The organism is Sedimentibacter saalensis (assembly GCF_007830175.1).
Taxonomy (GTDB): Bacteria; Bacillota; Clostridia; order Tissierellales; family Sedimentibacteraceae; genus Sedimentibacter; species Sedimentibacter saalensis.
In genome coordinates, this window is sequence record NZ_VLKH01000001.1 from 276,071 (window position 1) to 302,505 (window position 26,435).

The window sequence follows — 26,435 nt, forward strand, 5'->3', positions numbered from 1 at the left end:
TGCACTTTGTGCATCCTAGATCTGTTGTTATTTTGTTGTTTTGCAGAGGGCTTCGGCTATTGCTGTTGCCTTGTCCAAGTCTTCTGTTTTTGGATTCCAGTTGCATTTTATTTCCGGTTCCACAACCTTGAATCCTGATTCTGTGAGTCTTTCTCTCAGCACCTTTGTTGACTCGCCGCTCCATCCGTAGCATCCGAATACTGCTGCTTCCTTGTTTTTAAACTTCAATTCTCTCAGGAATTCCAGCCATCCTCCTACTGAAGAAAGAATATTCTGTCCAACAGTTGGTGAACCTACTGCAATTGCCTTTGACTTGAATACTTCAGTCATTATGTCATTCTTATCTGCATGAGAAATATTGAATATTTTAACTCTTGTATCTGGTGATATTTTTGATATTTCTGAAGCTATTTTATGTGCCAACTGCTTTGTGCCATCCCACATTGTATCATATGCAATTGTAATCTGGTCTTCCTGATATTCCTTTGACCATTCATAGTATTTATTCACTATTTGAAGCGGGTTATCTCTCCAGATTGCACCGTGGCTTGGTGCGATTATTTCTATTGGGAGATTCAAACCTACAACTTCTTCTACTTTCTTTGTAACCAGCGGTGAAAGAGGATTTAAAATATTTGCATAATACTTCATTGCTTCTTCCCACAATCTGCACTGGTCAGCCTTGTCATTGAAAAGTTCCTCTACTGCATAGTGCTGTCCAAAGGCATCATTTGAAAACAATATGTTGTCTTCAGTCAAATATGTTGCCATGCTGTCCGGCCAATGAAGCATTCTCATTTCCACAAACACAAGCTTTTTACCATTTCCTATATCGATGGAATCTCCGGTTTTTACAACTTTATAATTCCACTCTGGATGATGATACTGACCTGTCAATGATTTTACTGCGTTTGCTGTGCAATAAATGGGTGTATTCGGTATTTTTTCCATCAATGCAGGCAATGAACCGCTGTGGTCTATTTCTCCGTGATTCATTACAATGAAGTCTATTTTCTTTAAGTCGATTTCAGATTCAAGATTGTCCACAAATTCTGTTGAATGTGGCTTCCAGACAGTATCTATGAGCACTGTCTTTTCTTCTTGAATCAAGTATGCATTTTGACTTGAGCCGTTGTTTATGGAATAATCTGCTCCATGAAATGATTCCAGCTCCCAATCCATTTTTCCTACCCAATAAACATTGTTTTTTACTAGCTTTTTCATATTTTTCCTCCTAAGTTTTCACGAACATAATATTTCTTATTTATATCCCTATTATAGTGAACATGGAAAAACGTAACTGTGATTTAAATCATTTATTTTATATTTTTTTATTTAATTTCTATTTTCATAAATTTCTCTCAGTGCTTCTTTATTGATGATTTTAATTTTCTTATGACCATCAAGCTGTATGCATCCTTCATCTTCAAGTTCATTGAGCTTCCTGCTTATGGTCTCCCTTGTAAGATTTATATAAGCTGCAATATCATCCCTGGACAATTCAATTAATTCTTTTTTTATGCGGGTATTTCTATATAGAAGAAAACCTGCAAGTCTTGATTTGGCATCATTGATGGATAAAAGCTCTATAAGTTCATTTGCCGAGGACAATTTGACGCCCACAACGTTGAGAAGTTTGACACCTACTTCTGGCCTGTTCATTATCATTTTCTGAATATCTTCTTGTGAGATGATGCATACCCCTGTGGGCTCCAATGCCACAGCATTAACATCATACTTTCCTCCTCCGAAAATGTTCTGCTCTCCGTAAATATCACTTTCAACAAGGATGTCTGTCACATATTCTTTTCCATCCATGGAATAATGATTGAGCTTGACTCTTCCGTAACGCACAATGATGATTTTATCTGCCGGGTCTGATTCCCGGAATATGATATCACCCTTTTTGTAATCCAAATGCTCAGATTTAGATATGAGTGCATTATGTTCTTCAAAAGTAAGCATGCTAAAAAGTGCAATCTTTGATGTGCATAATCCGTTGAACTTGCAACTACATTCCATATTTTCATCTCCGGTTAAATGTATGTCCTAAAACTACCATTATCATTATACCATATATTTCTATATTAATAACACTGTATTTTATGACATGTTTCATTTGCTCTGATTAATAAAGGCAGCAGTAACTTCGTTATTTGTATAATTTTTTACGCTTCATTAGAAACTTCAAGCACTTGTTTTGTTTTTTTGCTGAATTCAATATTTTCATTGACAATACCTTCTATCTCCACAAGTTTTTCAGCTTCAACCTTTAGTAATTTTGTAACTCTCTCCATTGATTTTCTTTCGATTTCCGAGTATTGTCCGTCAGAATGACATATATTCACCAAATCGTACATGAGCTGTAGTTTTGTCTGTCTGTTTTTTATTCTTGAAAGGATATTCTTAAGTGCCTTTCCGTCTGCAACTTCTTCTGTCAGCATATTTACCTTGTCCATGGTAATTCCCATGCGGCTAGCAATATTCTTTAAGGCAGTTATCTCTTCTCCAGATATTACTCCATCGCATGATACAATAAACATTATCGCCTGCAAGTAGCTATTCTTTTCTTCCTTACGCAAATTCATCTGAGGCTCCCCTTGATTGATTATTTCGATATTATTAATCATAATATATATCGGCATTTTTGTATAATTTGTTAGTTTAAACAGAGATGTAAAAAGGTCCTCTTTTTATATTGGCTAACTCAGGTTCTGTAATCGTGAACAACAGAAAGGAAAAACTAATAACACTTTTATACCAATAGCATAAAATACATTACTAATAATAAAGGAGTGATTTTTATGCTACCAGCATATTTTGGCACCTTGACGCATACTGTATCTCCGGGAGATTCTCTCTTTAATATTGCAAAGAAGTACAACACAACAATAGAAAATATCTTGAAATTCAATGATATTCCCAATATAAACATGATTCGTACGGGACAGCAGATTATAGTTCCAATGTCGCCTCCGGAATCAATTCTCTACACCGTAAGACCGGGAGATTCCTTGTACAACATTGCATTAAGGCATGGTACTTTCGTTGACAATTTAATCAGATTCAACTACCTTAACCCGCCATATATTATTTATCCGGGACAACAGTTGATAGTAACAGCGTCATTGAAATAAATTATTTTTCAAACAAAATTTAATATCACAATATTGTTACAATATGCTTATCGATGCATAATCCTGACTGTCAGGATAAAAATAATCATATCTTGAAAATAGAAAGGAAATATTATGACTGAAAAAAATTCAATTGCACCGGAAGCTCGACAAGCATTGGCAGATTTTAAAATGGAAATGTCCAAGGAACTTGATCCTGGCATTAAAAACAGTATGAGCCTTTCTGAGTATCCTATAGATATGAATGATCTGGATCCTGAAGATATAAGTCTGGACAATGAAATTCAAAACAGATATCTGTTTTAAAAAAACAAACATCCCGCGCATATGCACGGGATGTTTTTGGAGAGGGTTTCATCTTTTTTATATCGGTCTTAATAATATGTTTATATTATATATTATTGTCCTTAATTTTAGCTTAAACTTTTAATATTTCTTTTAAAACAAATATCCCGTCATTGGCGGGATATTTGTCCTTGGGGGAGGAGTACATTTATTTTAAAATCAGTAGATTGTAATTTTATATTTTATTATGTTAACTCATGTGTATTTGTATTGTTAACTTTTCTATATGATATTATTCTTATGTGTTGAAAAGATGTTGACAATATGATTGTTTCATGAAGCAGAAAAATTATAAAAAAAATACACCTTTTGGTGTATGATTCATCCGGAATTTCAGATTCATGGTAAGATATCATTTCATCGATACGTAGGGGCGGATCTTGTGTCCGCCCGGGGTTATTGATTTATTAAATGCGGGAGGACACGAGGTCCTCCCCTACGATCCGGGATTTCAAATTCATCGCTAATTTCGGGGTTTTAATTTAAATTATTTTGAATATTATTTCAGTGGTGCGCCGCAGTTCGGGCAAAATTTAAAATCCTGTTCTGATTCAAATCCACAGCTGGGACAGGTATTCAAGCCGCAGTATCCCATGTGTACAGGCTGCATGTCTTCATCTCCCAGGTATATGTCTTCTCCTTGTCCATGTTCAAGAAGCGCTGCTTTTTCCTTGTTTGTTACAAGGTAAAGACTGTTACAGCATGTTGTTTTAACGTATATTTTTTTGCTGAACTTGAAAACAGGTATAAAAAATAAATTCAGCACATTACATTCCATGAATGCTTGGTATCGCCCGTACTTATTGCAGCAGCTGCACAATATTGTTTTGTTGAAATTAAGTTCCTTTCGTTGAGGATAAACTCCTGCCATAAAAAACATCTTATCACCATTTTCTTTTAGTTTGTTTATATTATATTGATTGTCGACATAATGTTCAAGTGTTTAATTTGAAGTATTCAGAGAATTGTTTTGCTTCTTGTGAATCATCCTTTATAATATTATATACCACGAAATTAAAATAACTTGATATATACTTGCATGATTCATTTATATTTAATGTTTTGAAAGCGTTTAAAAAGTGTTTGAAATGGATTTTATGTGTTTACTAAATTTTAAACAACAAATTATTTATTTAAACAAATTTATCAACAACAAAAAAAACACGTTGTTATAAAATTATATTAAATAAATAAGGAGGGTGAAGTAATGGAGAATACTTCTAAAAAACCATCATTTGCGATATCGCTTTTGATAGTAGCATTTTTATTCGTAATTATAATTGTTCAGGTTTTTGTTGCAGGCAGTCCTGATATTCACATGACACTTGTGTTTTCAATTTCATTTGCAGTGGTTCTTCTGCTGGCTACAGGAACAAAATGGTCTTCTGTTGAAGATGGAATAATGCATGGCTGCAAAATAGCAACGGTTCCGATGCTGATATTGATGTTCATAGGAATGTTGATTCCGGCACTGATTGCATCAGGTACAATTCCGGCATTGATTTATTACGGACTTAAAATAATCAATCCAAAGGTATTTTTATTGACTGCAGCTATAATATGCAGCATAGCGTCCATGTGCACAGGAAGCAGCTGGACTACAGGTGGAACATTCGGAGTTGCATTTATGGGAATAAGCATAGGCCTTGGAATACCTCCGGCTATTACAGCAGGAGCAGTTGTTTCAGGAGCTGTAATCGGAGATAAGCTGTCACCTTTGTCAGACTCAACAAATCTTGCAGCAGGTGTAAGTGAAGCGAACTTGTTTACTCATATAAAAAGTATGCTGTACACAACAGTTCCTGCGTTTATAATTTCACTTGTAATCTATACGCTGTTGGGCATGAAATACAGTGCTTCAACAATAGACACCACTGCAGTTGATGCAATTCTTCAAGGAATTTCAGCTAATTTTAACGTAACCCCAATGTATGCACTGATAAGCCTGATACCTCTTCTTTCTGTTATCATAATGGCTGTAAAAAAAGTTAACGCACTTGCAGCAATGGTTATTGCATCGTTAATAGCCATGGTTATCGCAATAGTTGCACAGGGTTACAGCATTCTTCAGATGATGTCATTCATGAACTATGGTTTTGGAATTGAAACAGGTGTTGCAGATGTTAATAAGCTTCTGAACAGAGGCGGTATTCAGGCAATGATGTGGACTGTGTCTCTTGGCTATCTGGGGCTTTCCTATGGAGGAATTCTTGAAAAAACAGGAACTTTGGAATCATTGCTCGACAAAATGGCGGGGCTCACAAGAAGTGCAAGAAATCTCATCATTACACATATTATCTCTTCAATAGTTGTAAACTTCATTTCAGCAAGCCAATATGTTGCAATTATTATACCCGGAAGAATGTATCTTCCTGCATATCAGAAGCTTGGCATAAGAAACGATGTTGCCTCAAGAACCTGCGAAGATTCAGGAACAGTGACATCACCGTTGGTTCCATGGGGGCTCTGTGGTGTATTCTTTACAGGAGCGTTGGGAGTAGGAACTATGGAATACCTTCCTTATGCTTTCCTTTGTTACCTTACTCCGATAGTTGCAATAATCTATGCAACAACAGGAAAATTTATATGGAAAAACGAGGAAACATCTGATTCGACTGTTGAAAATATAGCAAAATAATCATGAAAGTAATGGTGTAATATGTATAAAATCGAAAAGGAACATACAACAAAATTGCTGATGAATCTTGTCTCTATTGACAGCCCGTATTTTGAAGAAGACAATGTCATGGACTTTGTCTATGAATGGTTTATTCAAAACAATATGGAACCACTCATTCATGAATATCATGAAAAAAAAGTTACAGGATTTAAAGGAAAGAATATTGTTGTTAATTTAGAAGGAAAAAAGAGCGGACCCGTAATCTGCATAAACGGTCATCTGGATACGGTGAGACTGTGCAACGGTTGGACAGTAAATCCCAAAGGTGAAATTATCGGTGACAGACTTTACGGTGTAGGAGCTTTGGACATGAAATCCGGGTGTGCTTCAACCATGATTGCCTTAAAGGCATTCCACGAAAATCACAGTGATTTTAACGGCAAAATAATTGCTACATATGTGTCTGTGGAGGAAGGTCCATACGGAATGGGAACAAATTCCCTGATCGAAGATGGCTACCTGAACGATGTTGACTTCTCAATTGTAACAGAGCCCAGTGCCGGTTTTACTGGCGAGAGTTTCCCTAACATATGTCTGGGAGCAAGGGGCGGATATGGTCTTGAGGTTGAGTTTTTTGGAGTATCTTCACATGCAGCAACTCCTGAAATGGGAATAAATGCAGTCAGCGATGCGTCTAAATTCATATGTGAACTTGAAAATATAGACTACAAAAAAGATCCTCACCTTGGCAAAGGATCAGCATGTGTGGTGGCTGTGGAAAGTGACGGAGGAGCATGCAGTGTTCCTGATTACGCAAAGTTAAGACTGTTCTGGCACATAGTTGTTGGAGAAAGTGAAAAGACCATTACTGATGAAATAGAAAAAGCATTAAAAAGAGCAAACATACAATGCAGGTACAACATTAAATTCAGAGAAGCACCTTCAGAAGGGTCCAAAGGATTTTTGCCATACACTATAACCGGAGAAGAACCGCTGGCTAAGGATTTTATGGAAACAATAAAAAATGTGTGCAAGACAGAACCAAGCGTTTCATATTTTCAAAGCATAGGAGATTTTAACTACCTGGGGTCTCGTCTGGGAGCACCGGCAGTAATATTCGGAGCAGCAGGAAGCAATTTTCATGGAATTGATGAGTATGCAGAATTAGAATCTGTTTTTAAAACTGCTGAAGTTATTTACGCTTTTCTTGAAAAAGTTTTGTGCAATCAGTGATTAAGGGAGGCAGTAATCTGCCGCCCTTTATTGATGTTAATCAATATATGTGCTATAATTTTGTTAGTATTGTAATGGATGCATTTGGAGGAGTATGATGCACGCTGATATTTTAATAAAAAACGGAAGTTGCATGACAATGGAAAATAAAGAAATAAAAAATTGGATTGCAATCTCTCAAAGCAGAATTATTGCTTTAGGTACAGGAAATGATTATGAAGATATTGTCCATGAGGACACAATAGTATTGGATGCAAAGGGATGTACTGTACTTCCTGGATTTATTGACAGTCATTTTCATGTGGTGCAAACTGCCCTTAATTCTGTCAGCTTGGATTTAAGCGGTGTTATGACACATGCGGAAGTCGGTGAAAGAATTAGGGAAGCATCAAAATCATTTATTGGTGACTACATCAGGGGAATTCGGCTTGAAGAAGGACAATTTGTTGAAAAAACATTTCCCGGGAGAAAGCTGCTGGACCAATATTGCAATGATGTGCCTGTTGTACTCAACTCCCTGGAATATCAGGTAAGCATGCTCAACACCTGCGCAATGCTTTATTTTAAAATACCCTTTACTGCAGAGGGAATCGAAACAGATGAAAAGCAAATGCCGACGGGCATATTCAGAAAGCAGGCCAATGCCATACTTCGTTCAAACATATTAAAAAACATATCTGATGAAGTACGAAAAAATGCAGTTTCAGGAATCATGGAAACACTTCTGAAGAATGGAATAACAACCGTAAATGCAATGGAAGGCGGAACATTGTACAGTGACAAAGATGCAGATTTTGTGTTCGAAAACAGCAGAAATTTTCCAATTGACATGGAATTGTTTTATCAGACCATGGACATTGAAAAAATAAAATCCATGGGATTAAAAAGGCTGGGCGGATGTTTGTACATAGACGGAACTCTGGGAGCAAGGACGGCTGCATTGTCATTTGAATATGCAGACCGGCCGGGAACCATGGGAAGTCTTTGTTTCAATCAAATGGAAATAAATGATTTTGTACTGAATTGTTACAAAAACAACCTGCAGCTTGCATTGTACACCATAGGAGACAGAGCAATAGAAATTACACTTAATGCTCATGAAAATGCACTCTACCAAACAGGCATCACAGGCCTTCGTCACAGGCTTGAACATGCTGAGCTGGCTACTGACAGGCAGATTAGAAGAGCAAAAGAACTTGGCATAATTTTTTCAATGCAGCCAACCTATGAATCATATTGGGGAGGACGAGGTAAAATGTATGAGCAGCGGCTTGGAGACAAATATACATTGTCAAACCCCTTCAGAGAAATTATTGAAAAAGGTGTTGTAATATGCGGCGGCTCTGACAGCGACGTCACAGAACCAAGACCACTTCTTGGAATTCATTCGGCTGTGAATCATCCGGTCGAAGAGCACAGGGTTGATGTATACGAAGCATTGAAAATGTACACCTGCAACGGAGCCTATGGAATTTTTCAGGAAAAAGAAAAGGGTATATTAAAGCCAGGATGTATTGCTGATGTAGTTATATTGGATGATGATATTCTTAAAAAAGCAAAGGATAAAATTGAAGAAATAAATGTATGTGTCACAATAAAATCCGGAGAAATACTTTACAACAGTCTTGTGTAAGATAGGATAATGATATGCTGAGCATTAGTTTTTTGGGTAAATCAAGATTTGAATACAATGGCAAAATAATAGAGGACCAGCTGGGAAATAAGGCCTCTGCTTTAGTATGCCTTCTTGTGCTCAATGACAAGAGATATTTGAGCAGGGATAAAATTATAGGGTATCTTTGGCCTGACAGCAATCAGGAAGCTGCAAAGTACAACTTGAGATACAATCTTTGGCTTATCAAGAAAAACATAGGTGAGGACAAGAATGGAAACCCCTTCCTTAAAGTAGACAATGACTGCTGCTGCATAAACAAAAATTTTGAATTTGAGTGTGATATTTTTGATATTATGAAATTCAAGCCAAGCGAAAATGATTCTGTGGAGAGTATTTTAAAATTAAAAAAACTTTTCAGGGGAGACTTGATGGAGGGATGTTATTTTAATAAGTGCGATGAGTTTAACAATTTAATCATATACGAAAGAATAAATTTCGAACAACGCAAGGTTAAAATTCTCAAGCGACTGGCCGATCTTTATGAAAATGAAGACTGTTATGAGGAATGCACTGAAGCAATTAATGAAATTCTCGAAATAGAACCTTTTGATGAAGAAATGGTTCTGAAGCTTCTGGATATTCATTCAAAAAACGGAAAAAGAGCATCTGCTATAGCATACTTCAACAATTTCTGCAACAAGCTTGCATGCAGCCTGGGTATACCTCCGTCAAACGAACTGAGAAACAAATACAATGAAATAAGACTTTCCCTATGTGATAATAATGAACCAGAAAATTCCTTACTCAGCAGCACTGTATCTGCAAATCTTCAAATAAGCAGTAAGGTGAAAATTACTTCACGCTGTATGAAAAACATTGATTATTTCTGGATTTCAGATGTTGTGGGCAAGATTGCCGACATGGCTGACGAGCATACAATAAATAATCTCTCTGTTAAGGAAATTATGGACCTGGGTCACATACAAGAAAACATAATGAAATATGTCAGCGTCAAGACTGACCACGAAAGTGAACATAAACGAGAAGTTATGGGAGTCTGCATAGTCAATGCTTTTGTGAAACTTATTGAAAGCTTCGCCAAGGGGCGAGATGTTGAAATTTTGATTTTAAATTTTAAAAACATTGATGAAGTGTCTGCCAGTGTTGTTGAATATCTTAAGAGTAAGGAAATACACGGACTGAATTTTGTTGAAAAATAAAACCGCTTCTTTTACAGAATGATTAACTAATAAGATCTGAAAAATAAGCGGTTTATATATTTTATTTAATTGGATATATTTTCGTCTAGATTGGTCTTACGAACTTAGAAAGTTTCACGCCTTTTCTCAATTCAATTGAATATGATGGGTGAAGTCCTGAAGCGCGGACAATATTTGTAGATTTGTAGTTTTGTTTTAAAATAATCTGTGCAAATTCAATTCCAAATAGCAGAATATTTGTGCTTTCAAATCCTTCTTCTGCTTTGTCATGCATTTCCTTTAAAATTTTTCCTAAATCCTTTTCAGTCATGTAATCACTCCTTAAGTTTGAAACTCATTTTAATTATTATATCATATTATTACATTTTTTTCAATATTTATAGAGCTGTATTACGATAACTTAACATTCATCTATTGATTATCGTTGGAAAATAGATTATAATGAAAGATTTTTAATTTCGGCTTAAGTGAGTTAGAGACTGGTTTCTTTAAGTTTATTCATTTTTATGAAATCCTTGTCATTTGATATTGGCTTTTAGAAAACAAAAAACAAGCATATTACAATTGCGTAATATACTTGTTACAACATTTAATATTTATATCATTCTTATGGCAAAATGAGGACATGAAGCAATGCAGTATCCACATTGTATGCATTTATCCTGGTCTATGAACGCTTTGCCGTCTACCATGCTTATGGCTTCGCTGTGGCAGTTTTCAACGCATGTCTTGCAGGCAAGACATACATTTTTTATGACCTTGACCATTTTTTTATTTTTCATTTTTATTATTCCTTCAAGGTCCTTTTGCCCGTTGAAATAATTCACATTGTATAGAACTTCTTCCCTGCTGATCATTCCAATTGCTATAGAATAATTGTCGCTTAGGTTTCTGGCAAACTTCATGCTCTCATCATAATCATCAATCAGCGTTCCGCCTCCCAATGCTTTCATGAGATAAATTCCTTTACCTTTTTGCTCGCATTTATAGATTGCCTTTTTCATGTCTTCAACACTTCCGTTTATTATTCCTCTTCCAACCTTGTTAATGAGGGGGAAAACAACATCTATGTCGTCGCGCTCTGAACATAAATCAACCAGCTCAACATTGTGTGTTGACACTCCTATGTTTTTAACTATACCCTTGTTTTTATAATCCTTCAGACATTCGAGAGCCCCTTTTCTCACTTCAAAAAGGTCTGTCCCCATCTTTGCAGAATGAAGGTGGAAGATGTCAATATGATCTATGCCCATTCCTTCCAATGCTTCCTTAACTGCAACGTCCATGTCTTCATATGTAGCTGCTGCAGATTTTGTTGCAATTATAGGCTTGTCCGCTCTTTTATCCAAAGCAAGCTTTATATGGTCATATGTCCTGTACATCTGTGCTGTGTCAATGAAATTAATTCCCATATCAAGGCCGTAGGACAGAACATCTGCAGCATCTTCAACAGATAAATCCTTCTGAAGAGGCCCAAACGGCAGACATCCAAAACAAATTTCAGTTACTTCATATCCTGTTTTTCCTAATACAACTTTTTTCATGCTTACCTCCATTATGCTATATATTTTGCACTGATTATATAAAATTCAAAAATGAGATCCTTCGCTGCACTCAGGATTACAGTACTAGACATTGTCATTTGCTTAAGCCGGGTGATTATCCGAAGATCTCTCTAGTTATAATTCCATGTTAAATATTATATATGATTTTATTATTTATTTCCATAATTATATATTATCCTCATAATTTAGTTGCCTGCTATCAGAAACAAATTTTATTATTTTTCTACTGCTTCAAAGTCTTCCCAAAAATTCTTTATTTTTTTGTATGTAATTTCTTTTTTAATGTAGACTTGTTTGCTGTATGTAATTGGTTTAAAGCATTTGCCGGGAATTATTTCATTTGCGTAATATTTTTTCCTAAGTGCAATTTGATTGAGGCCATAGCTTCCGGTCAGTGACATGTTTATTCTGAAACGGCTTTCCAGAGAATCTGTTTCTTTGTTAAATTGAACTGCCTTTTTTGCTTCTTCATAAACATTGAACTTCCCAAATGTATTTTTAACTGAATATGAATAATCAAGCTTCCCAAGATATGTTATGTTGTTGTCCGTTGTTATGCTGAACACCCCCGGACTTGATTCACCGGTGTTGTGCTCTGTGACGCTGATTCTAAGCTCAGGATTGATGAGAGGTTCCTTGTTTGTGTTTATGACTCTGAAAATAAGTGTATCTGTTTCAGAATTATATATTATGCAACGGGAAAACTTAATGAGATTTCTTGGATACAGCATTTTAATGGACAATATTGAAATCATGAGAGCAAAATAAACCGCTGTTATGCCTGAATGAATTATAACCAACAGTTTGCCCAGCACAGTGAGGGGAACAAAATCACCATATCCAATGGCAAGGGATGTCACAAATGAAAAATAAACATAGTCAAAAAATGATGTTTCTGCTGCAAGCACTTGGAAAATGTAATAAAGCACTGAAAATACAAGGTTGATTAGTGTGTAATAGCAAAGCATCTTTGCAAGCACAACTGCCATGTGCTGATTTCTTATTTTGCTCACCCAACCCAGACTTGTTTTTTTAGGATATTCTTTCCTCATGTGCCACCTCACGATTTTTTAGCCTTTATATTATATCCGTAATAAAATATTTATTTCAAATATGATGTAATAAAAAAACAGCCCCTATGGACTGCGAGATTGTATTCAAACTAATATTATGCAAATTGATTAACATCGGCAATTGTCGATAAATTTGAAATCACATTTTGTAGGGGAGGACCTCGTGTCCTCCCGCATTTAATAGATCAATAAACCCGGGCGGACACAAGATCCGCCCCTACGTCTTGGTGAATACAGGTTTTATTTTGTTACAGCAATGAAATTTGTTCTTCTTCTGGGATTTCCTTGTGAACAATCTGAATAGATTCAAAGTCATCCTTGTTGGTGAATATTTTCTTGCCCTTGGCTGTTCTCTTTGAAAGGGGCATGAGGTTCTTGTAAATGTTTATTGTTTTTTCCTTGCCTCTTAACGTCTTATAAACAATTGTGTCCTTCTCGAATACTTCCTTCACAAATAAAAGTTCATTTTCTTCTGTGAGGTATGGCTTGGAGCTTCTTGAAGTTAGGAACTGCTCATAGCTTACAAGCTTTGCAAATCCGTCCTTTGTAATATACAACAGCTCTCCTTCTTTTCCCTGAATGAACACATGCATTATGTTGTTCTTGAGTGGAAGGTAATTTTCAATTGCAATTCCCTTAAACTTTGCATCTCCCAGTGTAAGAGCACCAGGTTTAATGAGGATGCTTTCGCCCAGGTTTGTTATTACAACAATTCTGTCTGTTTCCTGAAGTTCCTGGTTTATGATTCCCGGTTCAGTCATTTTGGTCCTTGTTGTCTTGATGTAGAAGTTTTCATCTACAAATACATTGTATGTCTTCTTTTCTTCAACAAAGTCCATTGTGATATCTGTAATGTGAGTCTTTCTTTCTTCAGGGAAGTCTTTTTTTATTGTCTTAAGCTGTTTCTTGATTTCGTTTAATATTTTCTTGTCTGAAGAAAGGATGTCGCTTATGCGCTCATTTTCTTTCATGAGCTTGTCGCATTCCTGCTGTATTTTCAGTGTGTTTATTTTGGAAAGCTTACGAAGCTTTGTGTCAAGAATTATGTCTGCCTGAACTTCCGTGCAGCGGAATTTTGAAATAAGCTGTTTGTCAGACTTTGATATATCATCGTAATCAGAAGTGTCCCCGTACATGAGGGCATTCATCATGTGTCTTTCTGCTTCTGCTTCAGTGTCGCCAGGTGCCTTTGTTGTTATTTCGTATATGAGTCTGAGGTTTGCCTTTCCAAACAACAGTCCGTTGTATTTTTCAACCTGCAGTTCTCCGGATGCAAGAATTTGTTTGTTCTTTTTCACATAAAGATCGTTCTGGTACTTAAGGAACACTTCAATATATTCATTCAAGTTGAATGTCTTAGGTTCCTGGTTAAGTATGGCCAGCATGAATACGGACATGTTGTCTTGCAGCTTTGTGTGCTTGAACATGTAGTTTATTACATATTTTTCGTCCGTGTCCTTTTTCAGCTCCATGACTATTCTTATTCCTTCTTTGGAGCTTTCATCTCTAACTTCTGTGATGTTCAGTTCTTTTCTTTCATTTGCCGTGTCTATTATTTTGTTCAGGAGATTTTCCTTGCTGCCGCTGACAGTATAAGGAATTTCTGTGACAACAATCTGCTTCTTGCCGTTTTTAAGTTCTTCCACATGGTACTTGCTCCTGAGTTTTACAGCGCCCTTGCCTGTGGTATAAATGTCTATGAGATCACTTTTGTTTGTGATGATGGCACCGGTTGGAAAATCAGGTCCATGGAGTATCTCTAACAGTTCAGGTATTGAGGCCTCAGGGTTTTCTATTTTATATATTATTGTATCCAGCAGCTCCGTCAAGTTGTGCGGTGGAATGTTGCTTGTCATACCTACTGCTATACCTGATGTTCCGTTAAGAAGCAATGCCGGTATCTGCACAGGAAGAACAACAGGCTCATAGAGAGTTTCATCGAAATTCTTTCTCATGGGCACAATGTTGTACTTCAAGTCTTCCAAAAACAATGTGCTTATGGGAGATAACCTTGCTTCCGTGTACCTCATGGCTGCTGCACTGTCACCGTCTATGGAACCGAAGTTTCCGTGTCCTTCAATGAGAGGGTGGGTGTAGTTGAATGTCTGAGCCAGTCTTACCATTGCTTCATATACAGAAGCATCTCCGTGGGGATGGTACTTGCCCAGTATGTCTCCTACGATTCTTGCGCTTTTCTTGAATGCCGATTTAGGTGAACATCCCAGCTGGTCAGCAGAAAACAATATTCTTCTGTGAACAGGTTTTAGGCCGTCTCTTATGTCCGGAAGTGCCCTGCTCACTATTACAGTCATTGCATAATCCAGATATGACTGTGCTATTTCATCTTCGTAACTTACATTTATAATTTCATCCATGGTTGCTCCTTATAAATCCAGAATTGCTCTGTCGTAATTTTCTTCAATGAACTGCCTTCTTGGAGGAACCTTGTCCCCCATCAATGTTGTGGTGATTTGTTCCGCTTCCATTGCATCTTCAATGGAAACTCTTTTGAGCTTCCTTGTGGCAGGGTTCATTGTTGTTTCCCAAAGCTGGTCGGGATTCATTTCTCCGAGGCCTTTGTATCTTTGTATCATGTAGCTTTCAGTATTTTTTGTGGTTTTAAGCCACTTGGCGAAATCACTGTCGTCATAGAAATAATTTAATGTTTTTCCCTTTTGAGCCTTGAAAAGAGGAGGCATGGCAAAATAAACGTGTCCTTCATCAATTAATACTCTCATGTATCTGTAGAAGAAAGTCAGTAACAGCGTCCTTATGTGGGCACCGTCAACGTCGGCATCTGTCATTATTATTACTTTGTCGTACTTAAGTCCTGCAATGTCTTCTGCTCCCATCTGCACGCCTATGGCATTGGCAATAGGAAGAAGCTTCTGGTTTGAGGAGGCTTTTTCCTCAGAAACTTTTTCAACGTTCAGGGATTTCCCGAACATACTGAATATTGCCTGGAACTTTCTGTCTCTTCCTTCCTTTGCACTTCCTCCCGCAGAATCTCCTTCAACTAGGAATATTTCTGTGAGAATTCCCTTGGCTTTGTTGTATGACTGCTGGCATGAAGCAAGCTTCTTGTTACCTACTGATGGCTTTCTGAGTGCATTTTCCTTGCTCTTGCCTTCAGATACTCTTATTTTTTCAAACTTCAACGACTGTTCTATTATAGTTTTTACTAGCTCCAGGTCCTTGTCAAAATAAACTTCCAGCTCTTTTGACAAAAGTGTTTCTACTGAAGTTTTTACAAAAAGATTTCCAAGCTTTGACTTTGTTTGACCATCGAACTGAGGATTTTTAACTTTCACGTTTATGATTGCATTAAGTCCAGTCCTTATGTCTTTTCCGTCCATGGTTGAGTTCTTGTTTTTAAGCATGTTCAGCTGGGCTGCAAACTTGTTTATTGTCTTTGTGAGGGCTGACTTCATTCCTGTTACATGAGTTCCGCCTTCAATTGTGTTTATGTTGTTGCAGAAGCTGACTATAACTTCATTGTAATCCTGAGTGTGCTGCATTGCAAATTCAAGGTAGCAGTCTTCACCCTCAGCTGTTATGCTTATTGGAGTTTCATAAAGCACATCCTTGTTGCTTGTCAGGTCCTTGATGTAGCCCACAAGTCCTTCTTCTTCGTGGAAAACATCCTCTGTGCTGGGATTAACAGATTTGTCCACAAGAGTCATGGTAAGTCCCTTGTTCAGGTATGCAATTTCCTTAAGTTTTTTTATGATGATAGGTTTTTGAAATGTGATATTTTCAAAAATTGTGCTGTCAGGCATAAAAGTGATTTTTGTTCCTCTTTTTCTGGTAAATCCAACGGACTTCAGCTCACCGTTTTCAAGTTCGGTTATTGCATTTCCTCCGTCTACATATTCGTCCACGTAGTGCTTGCTGTCCTTGAAAACCTCAACCTTCATGTATGATGAAAGTGCATTTACAACCGAAACCCCTACTCCGTGGAGTCCTCCTGAATAAACATAGTTGTCGTTGTTGAACTTTCCTCCGCTGTGCAGGACGGTGAGCAGGATTCTCTCAGCGCTTACTCCCCTTGGATAAATTGTCTTTGGATACTCCAGGGTGTTGTCGTGAAGTTCTGTTGGCATTCCTCTGCCGTTATCTTCAACGGAAACAGAGCCGTCATTGTTCAACGTTATTGTTATATCTGTACAGACTCCGGCCAAATGCTCGTCCACCGAGTTGTCAATTATTTCCCATATTAAGTGATGCAGTCCTTTTGAACCGGTGCTTCCTATATACATACCAGGCCGTACTCTCACCGGAGCTAAGCCTTCCAATACAGTTATGCTTTTAGCATTATATTCTTTAACCAAAATTTTCATTCCCTTCAACAAAATCGAAATATTATAACACAAAAACAGAACCGATAAAAGAACTGTCGTTTATATATCGGTATCAATAGTGTAAATATTAATCATTATAAAATAATACTATCACAATTTTCAGATTATTTCCAGGGAAATGTTGAAATTCTCATAAATAATATGATTATCACCGTGTAATACTTCTTTACAACATACCATATCAATACTTTAGGTTGAAGACAAAGTAAATTCCGACCGTGTCATTCCGAGGGCGCAGCCCGAAGAATCTCATCTTTTCAATACTATGAGATCCTTGCTAACGCTCAGGATGACAAAGCTGGGTTTTTCAGTAATTAGAATAAATCTTTTGATGATATTCAAAAAGCAAAGAGTACCTCCCATAATAACCAGAGGTACTCTTTGCTATATCACTTTGGTAGGTTTTTCCTGATCAAGTAAATAGGCAAATTATTTTTTTCTGTAAAAACTTACTTCACAAACATCATTTCCTTCAGCAAGTGTCTTGCCGAGCTCAAATTCAAAATCATCGAATTTGCTGTCAATTCCTCTGTCACCGCACATTGCAACATCGCACACTTTAGCAAGGAATTCTCCTTCAAGGCCTATCATCTGCCATGCTGTAAGAAGAGGACAATAATTGTATTCCAGCTTCAGAACTTCTTCTGTAATTTCTTTAACTTCAATTTCGAATATTTTTTTAATATCATCGGTGAAGAATGTATTTCCAAATGAAACCAGGCTTCCTGGCACATCCATTCTTTCTTTTATTCCTTCGCCGTGAATTAATCCTGTTTTAAATATTGCTTCTCGACCTATTGATTCCCAGTCAAGACCTTTGTCTTTGGCTTCCTTTAAAATAAGTCCCATCCACAGTCCTCTGTGAACAATTGCGTTTCTTAATTTGTTGATTTCCTGGTTGTCAGTATTTTTTGGTTCGTTTTTAATAATGCACATTTTATAATTCTCCTTATATAATTTTTAGAAAAACATACTTGCAAATAGTCCTGCTATGATAACCGAGCCTGATGTTGCGCTTACAAATCCTGAAACAAGCGTCTTAGGCAGGAAATGGTCCAGCAAGAGTTTAAATTCTTCTTCATTTTGTCCCTGGAGCTTTGCTGATTCATTGCTGAGTACATAGCTTGCAGGGAAACCGCCTGCTATTGATCCCAATCCTATTGCAAATGACATTGCTTTGCTTAATCCAAGTGCTTTTCCTACAGGAATGGACAATAGAGCTATTCCAACAGTTGCCAGTGATATAAGCACTGCAAATGTAAATGCTATAGATTTTAGCACATCAGGTGTTACGCTTTTTAATCCTGCAAATACAAACATCATTATTATTGTGATGAACAAGCCAAAGCTTCTTGATAATTCCAACGGTTTTCTTTCAATGAATCCCAATTCAGTTCCAAGAACTCCCATGAGCAGGCAAAATACATATTTTGATACGGCACCCTTTGTAAGAGCTTCCAAATAACCTGATATGATTACAAGAACCAATGTTTTTAACAATACAATTGCTTCTGTCTGATATTCTTTTGGAGTTTCAGGAAAAATTCTGTATTTTCCCTGTCCTGATACAGCTGTCTTTGTTGTGAACTGATTTAAATCAAGCTCTCCGGCTCTGTACTTTTTCAATACATTTTGTCCTTCGATTTTCAGGCAGTAATTTATGAGAGGGAATCCCACAAATCCCTGCAAAACATACATTGCCATGGCTATTATGAACAAAAACTCATTATCCTTAACAGCTCCCTGCATAACTATTGCCGATACAAGTCCTCCTGTAAGAGGCGGAGTTGATACAGCTGCAATTTCAGTTCCCACTATCATTCTTCCTACTGTCATGACCATGAGCACTATACCGGCCATTCCTGCAAATGTAACTACAACTGTCTTCCACTGAGCTATGAGCTCATCCTTGTCTAGCATTGTTCCCAGGTGTGTTACCATGATCATTACAAATAATCCCGGCATGTTGGGAGCAATTCCTGCCATAGCTAAAATGTCCTGGGGAAACAATGTCCAGAAGCCTACTATAAACAAAGCCGCTGAAACAAAAATTGATGGAATGAGAGCTTTAGTCTTTATTGACACTACTTCTCCCAGTGCCAATGCCACAAGCATCAGCATGAAGGCATCCTGTGTTGTTAGCTGAGATTGGCCAGTCATAGGCTTATAAAATGTGAAGTAACCAATTGATAATGCCATTAACAATCCTACAACAACCGCCATAGTAATTCTTTTTGAATTTAATTTTGAATCCATTACTTTCTCCTCCGTTTAATTTTGTATTTGAAGACTACATTCATCTGTGAATATAGTGCTTCATTTTTCTGTATCTATTAAAGCAATTATTGTGCCACATAAATAAAATTTTTAAAAAAATTATTTATTGTTGAAAATCAGCCATTTATAAAAATCAGGGCTAAATAAACAGAAAAATAAAATACACAGTGATTATTTTTCGCACTGTGTATTTCTCATTTTGATAAATTTAAACACTTATAGCTTGTAACGCTTTTTTTAATTTCTCATTTTGATAAATTTATATTGTAATGTGTGTATGAATGTCTGTTTTTCAAATTTTATTCATTTCTCATAATGAGAAATTACAAATTGTATTCCTTTATTTTTCTGTAAAGAGTAGCCATGCTTATATTCAGAGCTTCTGCTGCCATAGCCTTTCCGGTGACACTGTCACCATATACCATCAATGCCTGTTTTATAAGCTTTTCTTCCATTTCCTGAATAGGCACAATAGAGACGTGTCTTGCTGCAACGCCTTCAGTATCCAGGATTTTTTGAGGTATGCTGTTCATTGTAATATATGAAGTTGTCTCCATGTTTACAGAATACTCAACAACATTTTCCAACTCCCTGACATTGCCCTTCCACTTGTTGTTCAAAAGAACACTTTCTACGTTAGAAGAAAAACCTTTAATGTTCTTATTTAGCTTCTTGTTGTAAACTTTGAGCAAGTACTCAAGTATAATTTTAATGTCTCCTTTTCGTTCTCTTAAAGGAGGAATGTTGATGGGAATGACATTGAGCCTGTAATACAAGTCTTCTCTGAATTCACCGGCTTCAGCCATTTTGTCAAGCTCCTTGTTTGTTGCTGCAATCACTCTTGTATCTATGGGAATACTCTTGTGACCGCCAATTTTTTCAATGGATTTTTCCTGCAGCACCCTCAGCAGTTTTGTCTGAAGATGCAGCGGCATGTCACCTATTTCATCAAGAAAAATTGTGCCGCCTTGAGCAAGCTGGAATTTTCCGGGCTTGCCTCCCCTTACAGCTCCTGTGAACGCACCCTCTTCATAACCGAACAACTCGCTTTCAATGAGATTCTCCGGAATAGCAGCACAGTTAAATGCTATGAATGGCTTGTTTTTTCTGTTGCTGCTTTCATGAATGGCTCTGGCAAAGAGCTCCTTGCCTGTACCGCTTTCTCCCAGTATGAGTATGGTGGAGTTGCTGTTTGCAACCATCTTTGCTTTTTCCTTCACCTTAACTATTTCTTCGCTGTTTCCTATTATGTCATCAAATGATGTAGTCACATTGCTCAATGACATTTCATTTATAACCTTGTAAACATCGTCCATTTTCCTGAAAGTTAAAATGGAGCCTGCACTTTTTGCCCCAAGCTGTACAGTCTTACCTGAAATGAGAGCATGTAAGTCATTGTTATTTTTATTTATTGATATTTCAATATTGCTGAATTGTTTATTTTCCTTAACCAGCTTCTTTACATATGATTGAGGCAAGACGTCATAAATTCTTTTTTTCATTGATTCTTCAGGGGTTAACCCCAATGCATCATTTATGACAGAGTTTGTGTACACAATGTAGCCGTTTTCATCTGCAGCAATGACTCCTTCATCAATTGAGTCCATTATGGATAAAAGTTGATTTTTGATAACCTCAAGCTTGTTGGAAGCTTCCTTTTCCATGAGTTTGCTCACGATGAGGTCCCCCATCCTGTCCAGAAATTCTATGAGATTTACCTGGTTTTCGAGCAATATTTTCTTGTACTCTTCAGAAATGGCAATAAGCCCAATGGCTCCAATTGCCTGATTGTTGTATTTAATTGGATTGCATATCATTGCCTTAAGCTTGCATTTTCCTTTTTCATCACATACAATGCAGTTTTCGCTTTCTTCCATGCCTGAAATTACAACGGGTTTGCCTGACTTAACAACCTTACCAATGACATAGGTATCCTTGATAATTTTAACTTCCTCATCAAAATGTTTTTTTGTATCTCCTATTTTTTTGAACTCATTGTCGGAAATTATAACGTCCATATTCAAGACGCTTGCAATTGCTTCGGAAATCTTTTGTACTTCTTGACGAATATCAGATAATTTCACAGTTTTATCCTTTCCTTTTATATAGCAGAAATATAAAATATACATCATTATATCATTTGATATTAATTCGTCAATGATTTTAATCATCTAGACTATTGACAAACCCCAACGTTGTCATCCTGGACGATAGTGAAGGATCTCATCTTTGTTGAAAACATGAGATTCTTCGGCTGCGCCTCAGAATGACAACGTCCAAATATATACTTTGTCATCAAACTGAATGATTTTAATCATCATTCATTCATCAAAAATTTTTATTGGCATGATTTTTGCTTGATGTATTATCAAAATTTATTTTACGGAAGGTGTAAACATGTTTGAGAATTTTATTGATATTTTAAAAGAAGAGCTGGTGCCTGCGCTTGGCTGCACAGAACCTATTGCAATTGCATATGCAGCAGCTAAAGCAAGAGAAGTACTGGGTGAATTTCCGGAAAAAATAACTGTGGAATGCAGCGGAAATATTATTAAAAATGTAAAGGGAGTAACTGTGCCCACAACAAATAATTTAAAAGGAATTGATATAAGCGCCATTTTAGGTGTAGTTGGAGGCAATGCTTCAAAAAAACTTGAGGTGCTTTCAGAAGTAAAGGATGAACACATTGAGAAAACTAAAGAATTAGCAGAATCAGGCATATGTGAAGTTAAGCACATCAAAAATGTTGAAAATCTTTATATCAATGTAATACTCAAAGCAAAGGAGCATGATGCTTCTGTCACAATATCAAACGGACACACAAACATTGTAAAAATAATGAAGGACGGCATGATTATCCTTGAAAATAATGACAGTGTGGTTCAGGAATCAAAAATTGACAAGTCAAACCTCAACATAAAAAACATTTATGAGTTTGCTGAAACGGTGGATGTTAATCTTCTGAAGGATGTACTGGATAAGCAAATAGAATACAACACCAGAATTGCAGAAGAAGGACTTAAAAACAAGTATGGTGCAAATGTTGGAGAATCCCTTTTAAAATACTATGGCAGTGATGTCAAGGTCCTTGCAAAGGCTTATGCAGCAGCTGGCTCTGATGCAAGAATGAGCGGCTGTACTCTTCCCGTTGTCATCAACTCAGGCAGCGGCAACCAGGGTATTACTGTTTCCATTCCTATAATCGTGTATGCTCAGCATTTGAACGTTGGAATGGAAAAATTGTACAGAGCATTGACATTGAGCAACCTTATTGCAATTCACCAGAAAAAAGGCCTGGGAAAACTATCTGCATACTGCGGCGCTGTAAGTGCAGCATGCGGAGCTGGAGCGGGCATAGCATACCTCCACGGAGAGTCCTTTGAAATAATAACAAGAACCATTACAAACACCATTGCCAACGTATCAGGAATTGTATGCGACGGAGCAAAACCTTCATGTGCAGCAAAAATTGCTTCCTCCGTTGATGCTGCCATAATGGGATATCACATGGCAATAAACGGCAACACATTTGCATGCGGAGAAGGTCTTGTAAAGGAAGACATTGAAGAAACAATCCACAGCATTTGTAAAATGGGCAAGGATGGAATGAAGGAAACAGACATAGAAATAATAAATCTTATGATAAGCTAAAAATCAAAAAAATAAATAAGGCTGTTGCAATAGTGATTATTATCGTGTCATCTGAGGGCTTTTGCCCGAAGAATCTCATGTTTTAACAAAGATGAGATCCTTCGCTAACGCTCAGGATGACATGAATATACGAATGCAACCGGCCTTTTTGTTAAATTAATAACTTCAGCCTCTCTATTGCCAACGAAAATGCGGATGTGTATAATGAATACAAATGATAATTTAATAATAAGTTGGCAGGGGTGGAAAATGAAGAAGAAAGACATGTTAGTCGCGTTGCTGGTAATAATAATCTGGGGAGCAAACTTCACGGTAATAAAGCTTGGCCTGGGCGGGGTGCCCTCCATGCTTCTTGTTGCCTTAAGATATTTAATAACAGCTTTTCCGGCAGTCTTTATTGTCAAGAAACCAGATACAGAATGGAAATATATAATACTATACGGATTGTTTGTGGGCGTGCTGCAGTTTTCATGCCTGTTTTATGCCATGGAAATAGGAATGCCTGCAGGGCTTGCTTCAATAGTTCTTCAGTTCCAGGCTTTCATATCGCCGGTTATGGCAATGATTTTTCTGAAAGAAAAAATCAAAACAAAGCAAGTGGTGGGTTCCTTGATTGCAATGTCAGGACTTATTATAATTGCTACGGCAGCTGTATCAGGAGGAATTTCTGCCATACCTCTTCCGGCAATAATCCTGACAGCATGTGCGCCAATATTCTGGGCAGCCTCTAACATAATTTCAAGGATTGCTTCGGAGAAGGCGGCTGCAGAGGGCAAGAAACTTGACATGTTCAGCCTTGTGGTCTGGTCTGGACTCATTCCCCCTGTACCCATGTTCATATTTGCTCTAATTTTAAACACTCCTCAGGAAATTGCAGGTGCAATATCAAATCTAAACGGAATGTCCATATTTGCTGTTTTATACCTGGCCTTTGGAGCAACACTTTTTGGCTACGGTTTCTGGAGCAAACTCATTGTGAAATACCCCATGGGAAAGGTTGCGCCTTTGTCACTACTGGTTCCCATAACAGGTCTTTTGACTGCAAGAATAGTACTCTCAGAAAAACTTACTGCCATGCAGTGGCTTGGAGCAATTGTAATCCTGTCGGGACTCGTTATAACAAACTTAAGTCTGGAATCGGTAAAAGGATTGTTCACAAAAAAATCCTCTGAAATAAATTAATGCTCCTCGGGTTAATGAATATCAATAATTGCCAGCGAACTCAAAATCATATTTCGTAGGGGAGGACTACTGTCCTCCCGCAACCCCAGGCTAACACAAGATCCGCCCCTACGATTTGTGAAAATTAGGTTTGTAAATAATTAAGCCCGGCAAGCCGGGCTTTTAATTATATGTTAATTCCTGCAAAGTATCCTTCTCTTACTGCCATTTCAACTGTACGAGCTCTCACACAGTCACCTGTTGCCCAGTAAGAATCAGAAATTCCAACAAAGCTGTCTGATAATTCTGTCATTGGTTTCATACCTGCTGCTAATATTATACTGTCAACTGAAAGTCTGTGACTTTCACCGTCCTTTTCATATGACACGTAATCTTTTTGTATCCCAGTGCACCTTGCTCCTGTTATTTGTTTTAAATTAGTCTCCTTAGAAATCTCATCCATCAAATCTCCTCGGTGGGTTATGGAAGCATCAGGTGCCAGCTCACTGCGCATTTCTATAACAGTCACTTTTTTTCCCATCTTTGCCAAATGCAGTGCAGTTTCGCAGCCAACCTGACCTCCTCCAATTACAGCTACATTGCTTCCAAGACTGTCCTCAATTCCATAAGATTTTATTGCATTAATGCAATGTTCAACACCCGGTATGGGAGGAACTAAAGGTTCAGCTCCAACAGAGACAATTACATGATCATAACCTTCAGACTTAAGCAGCTCAGGTGTTGCCTGGCACTGTAAACACACGTTAATATCAGACTTTTCCACCTGGGCAATGAGGTAATTTTTAAATTTAGCCAAAGAATATTTAAAATCAACTTTTGTTGCAAACTTTAGAGTTCCTCCAAGGTTTTCGGTTTTCTCAAAAATTGTTACATCATGGCCACGGCTTGAAGCAATCAGGGCTGCATACATCCCTGATGGGCCCCCTCCAACGACAGCCACTTTTTTCTTTTCGCCTGCAGTCTTAATCATGCTGTCCAGATGGTGCATCAACCCAATTGTAGGATTTACAGAGCACTGGAAGTAATGTCCGTACACAGCGCTGTCGTGGCACCTCATACATTTAATGCAGGGAACAACGTCCTCAGCCTTGCCGGCAAGACTTTTCGGAATAAGATCAGGATCTGCTATTAATGCTCTTGACATTGCTATGAAGTCTGCTTTTCCTGAAGCAATGATTTCCTCTGCATCCTCAAGACTTCCGATTGCTCCGATGGCTGTTACATAGGATTTGATTCTGCCCGATTTCTTAAGTGCTTCTGCAAGATAAACATTCGGATTGGGCGGCAGAAAATCACAGGGATGTGTACGGCACATGAGCTCCGGAGTAATCATTCCGCAGCTGGCCTGGACTATATCTGCATATTTTTGAAATACTTCTGCAATCTTAATTCCTTCCTCCAGATCAATTCCGCCCTCTTTAAATTCATTGACTGACATACGTATTTCAATAATCATATTGTTGCCGACTTTTTCTCTGATGGCTTCAAGAATTTCAACCAGGTAACGCACCCTGTTTTCAAAACTTCCTCCATACTGGTCAGTTCTTTTGTTTGTAAGCGGTGACAAAAATTGAGCAATAGGTATACTGTGACCAAAATGAAGAAGAATTCCATCAAAGCCAAGGTTCATCAGCATCTCTGCGCAATGTGCATATGCTTCCTTGTAGCGCATCATTTCACTTATGGGAATTTCACGACCTTTGGTTGCCATGTCCATGAGCAAGCCCCCTTCAGAGGCCACATACCCACCATCAAAAATTCCAATAAGTTCCATGGACGCTTTTGCTCCATAAAAATGAATTCTTTCAGCCAGCTCTGCAATTCTGTTCATTGAATTATGCTTGTATAAATCCCATGCTGCATGCTCACCATCATCTGTTACCGGCAAAAGTTTTGCACCGGCACAGACTACAATACCTGCACCTGCTCTTGCTCTTTGAACAAAAAAGTTCATGGCTGATTCGTTCGGATAAGTTTCTCCGTTTGAAGCTGAGTGAATTGTTACCGGAGCAGCTATAATTCTGTTTTTTACCATGTGCTTGCCGATTCGAATGGGACTCATTAAATTCTTATAGCTATTCATATTTACCTCTTTTCAAAATCAAACTAACACATATCTGTTAGTAAGTTTAGACAAAGTTAATATTCAACAATGT

Annotated in this window: 21 protein-coding genes; 8 read left to right on the forward strand and 13 right to left on the reverse strand. The window is 37.4% G+C overall.

Annotated features, from left to right (window positions below; genetic code table 11):
* Positions 1 to 27 precede the first annotated feature (27 nt).
* The 3 genes from LY60_RS01220 to LY60_RS01230 form a co-directional block, all read right to left on the reverse strand.
* Complete coding sequence (locus tag LY60_RS01220) at positions 28 to 1,224, reverse strand: oxygen-binding di-iron domain-containing protein (protein ID WP_145078862.1); 1,197 nt, start codon at positions 1,222 to 1,224, stop codon at positions 28 to 30.
* A gap of 111 nt (positions 1,225 to 1,335) precedes the next feature.
* Entirely contained in the window at positions 1,336 to 2,022 is a 687-nt protein-coding gene (locus LY60_RS01225) for a Crp/Fnr family transcriptional regulator (RefSeq protein ID WP_145078865.1), read from the reverse strand.
* Between the two features lie 146 nt (positions 2,023 to 2,168).
* Complete coding sequence (locus tag LY60_RS01230; RefSeq protein WP_170226065.1) at positions 2,169 to 2,588, reverse strand: TerB family tellurite resistance protein; 420 nt, start codon at positions 2,586 to 2,588, stop codon at positions 2,169 to 2,171.
* 216 nt (positions 2,589 to 2,804) lie between these two features.
* Between LY60_RS01230 and LY60_RS01235 the strand changes: the two genes are divergently transcribed.
* Both LY60_RS01235 and LY60_RS01240 read left to right on the forward strand, forming a co-directional pair.
* Positions 2,805 to 3,137, forward strand: a complete 333-nt coding sequence (locus LY60_RS01235; protein ID WP_145078871.1) for a LysM peptidoglycan-binding domain-containing protein — start codon at positions 2,805 to 2,807, stop codon at positions 3,135 to 3,137.
* A 114-nt stretch (positions 3,138 to 3,251) separates the two neighbouring features.
* The gene (locus LY60_RS01240) at positions 3,252 to 3,443 is read left to right on the forward strand and encodes an alpha/beta-type small acid-soluble spore protein (protein WP_145078873.1); all 192 of its coding nucleotides are present in this window, start codon (positions 3,252 to 3,254) and stop codon (positions 3,441 to 3,443) included.
* Positions 3,444 to 3,981: 538 nt separating this feature from the next.
* On the opposite strand, the gene LY60_RS01245 is transcribed toward LY60_RS01240, so the two are convergent.
* Positions 3,982 to 4,353 (reverse strand): zinc ribbon domain-containing protein, encoded by a 372-nt coding sequence (locus LY60_RS01245; protein ID WP_170226066.1) that lies wholly within the window; start codon positions 4,351 to 4,353, stop codon positions 3,982 to 3,984.
* Between the two features lie 336 nt (positions 4,354 to 4,689).
* Here LY60_RS01245 and nhaC point away from each other — a divergent pair, with 336 nt between their 5' ends.
* From nhaC to LY60_RS01265, 4 genes are all read left to right on the forward strand, one after another.
* Positions 4,690 to 6,120 (forward strand): Na+/H+ antiporter NhaC, encoded by a 1,431-nt coding sequence (nhaC, locus tag LY60_RS01250; protein WP_145078879.1) that lies wholly within the window; start codon positions 4,690 to 4,692, stop codon positions 6,118 to 6,120.
* A gap of 21 nt (positions 6,121 to 6,141) precedes the next feature.
* Positions 6,142 to 7,335 carry a M20 family metallopeptidase gene (locus LY60_RS01255; RefSeq protein WP_145078884.1) on the forward strand — a complete coding sequence of 398 codons (1,194 nt, stop codon included), beginning with the start codon at positions 6,142 to 6,144 and terminating at the stop codon, positions 7,333 to 7,335.
* A gap of 97 nt (positions 7,336 to 7,432) precedes the next feature.
* Positions 7,433 to 8,968 (forward strand): amidohydrolase, encoded by a 1,536-nt coding sequence (locus tag LY60_RS01260; RefSeq protein WP_145079761.1) that lies wholly within the window; start codon positions 7,433 to 7,435, stop codon positions 8,966 to 8,968.
* Positions 8,969 to 9,000: 32 nt separating this feature from the next.
* On the forward strand, positions 9,001 to 10,170 hold the full coding sequence (locus tag LY60_RS01265; protein WP_212633433.1) for an AfsR/SARP family transcriptional regulator: 1,170 nt from the start codon (positions 9,001 to 9,003) through the stop codon (positions 10,168 to 10,170).
* A gap of 85 nt (positions 10,171 to 10,255) precedes the next feature.
* Here LY60_RS01265 and LY60_RS01270 read toward each other — a convergent pair whose 3' ends face one another.
* From LY60_RS01270 to LY60_RS01305, 8 genes are all read right to left on the reverse strand, one after another.
* Positions 10,256 to 10,480 (reverse strand): HTH-like domain-containing protein, encoded by a 225-nt coding sequence (locus tag LY60_RS01270; protein ID WP_145078890.1) that lies wholly within the window; start codon positions 10,478 to 10,480, stop codon positions 10,256 to 10,258.
* A 286-nt stretch (positions 10,481 to 10,766) separates the two neighbouring features.
* On the reverse strand, positions 10,767 to 11,714 hold the full coding sequence (locus LY60_RS01275; RefSeq protein ID WP_145078893.1) for an aldo/keto reductase: 948 nt from the start codon (positions 11,712 to 11,714) through the stop codon (positions 10,767 to 10,769).
* 236 nt (positions 11,715 to 11,950) lie between these two features.
* Positions 11,951 to 12,787 (reverse strand): potassium channel family protein, encoded by an 837-nt coding sequence (locus LY60_RS01280; protein ID WP_145078896.1) that lies wholly within the window; start codon positions 12,785 to 12,787, stop codon positions 11,951 to 11,953.
* 269 nt (positions 12,788 to 13,056) lie between these two features.
* A complete protein-coding gene (locus LY60_RS01285) occupies positions 13,057 to 15,183 on the reverse strand; it encodes a DNA gyrase subunit A (RefSeq protein ID WP_145078899.1) in 2,127 nt (708 codons plus the stop codon).
* A gap of 9 nt (positions 15,184 to 15,192) precedes the next feature.
* Positions 15,193 to 17,139, reverse strand: coding sequence for a DNA gyrase/topoisomerase IV subunit B (locus LY60_RS01290; protein ID WP_410176555.1), 1,947 nt, complete (start codon positions 17,137 to 17,139; stop codon positions 15,193 to 15,195).
* A gap of 459 nt (positions 17,140 to 17,598) precedes the next feature.
* Positions 17,599 to 18,105, reverse strand: coding sequence for an L-2-amino-thiazoline-4-carboxylic acid hydrolase (locus LY60_RS01295; RefSeq protein ID WP_019227407.1), 507 nt, complete (start codon positions 18,103 to 18,105; stop codon positions 17,599 to 17,601).
* A 24-nt stretch (positions 18,106 to 18,129) separates the two neighbouring features.
* Complete coding sequence (locus LY60_RS01300) at positions 18,130 to 19,425, reverse strand: hypothetical protein (protein WP_145078905.1); 1,296 nt, start codon at positions 19,423 to 19,425, stop codon at positions 18,130 to 18,132.
* A 344-nt stretch (positions 19,426 to 19,769) separates the two neighbouring features.
* Entirely contained in the window at positions 19,770 to 21,530 is a 1,761-nt protein-coding gene (locus LY60_RS01305) for a sigma 54-interacting transcriptional regulator (protein ID WP_212633434.1), read from the reverse strand.
* A gap of 313 nt (positions 21,531 to 21,843) precedes the next feature.
* Here LY60_RS01305 and LY60_RS01310 point away from each other — a divergent pair, with 313 nt between their 5' ends.
* Both LY60_RS01310 and LY60_RS01315 read left to right on the forward strand, forming a co-directional pair.
* Positions 21,844 to 23,097: an L-cysteine desulfidase family protein gene (locus tag LY60_RS01310; RefSeq protein ID WP_145078910.1), complete on the forward strand. Its 1,254-nt coding sequence runs from the start codon at positions 21,844 to 21,846 to the stop codon at positions 23,095 to 23,097.
* Between the two features lie 249 nt (positions 23,098 to 23,346).
* Positions 23,347 to 24,279 carry an EamA family transporter gene (locus LY60_RS01315; RefSeq protein WP_145078914.1) on the forward strand — a complete coding sequence of 311 codons (933 nt, stop codon included), beginning with the start codon at positions 23,347 to 23,349 and terminating at the stop codon, positions 24,277 to 24,279.
* Positions 24,280 to 24,445: 166 nt separating this feature from the next.
* Here LY60_RS01315 and LY60_RS01320 read toward each other — a convergent pair whose 3' ends face one another.
* On the reverse strand, positions 24,446 to 26,362 hold the full coding sequence (locus tag LY60_RS01320; RefSeq protein ID WP_145078917.1) for an FAD-dependent oxidoreductase: 1,917 nt from the start codon (positions 26,360 to 26,362) through the stop codon (positions 24,446 to 24,448).
* Between the last annotated feature and the right edge of the window lie 73 nt (positions 26,363 to 26,435).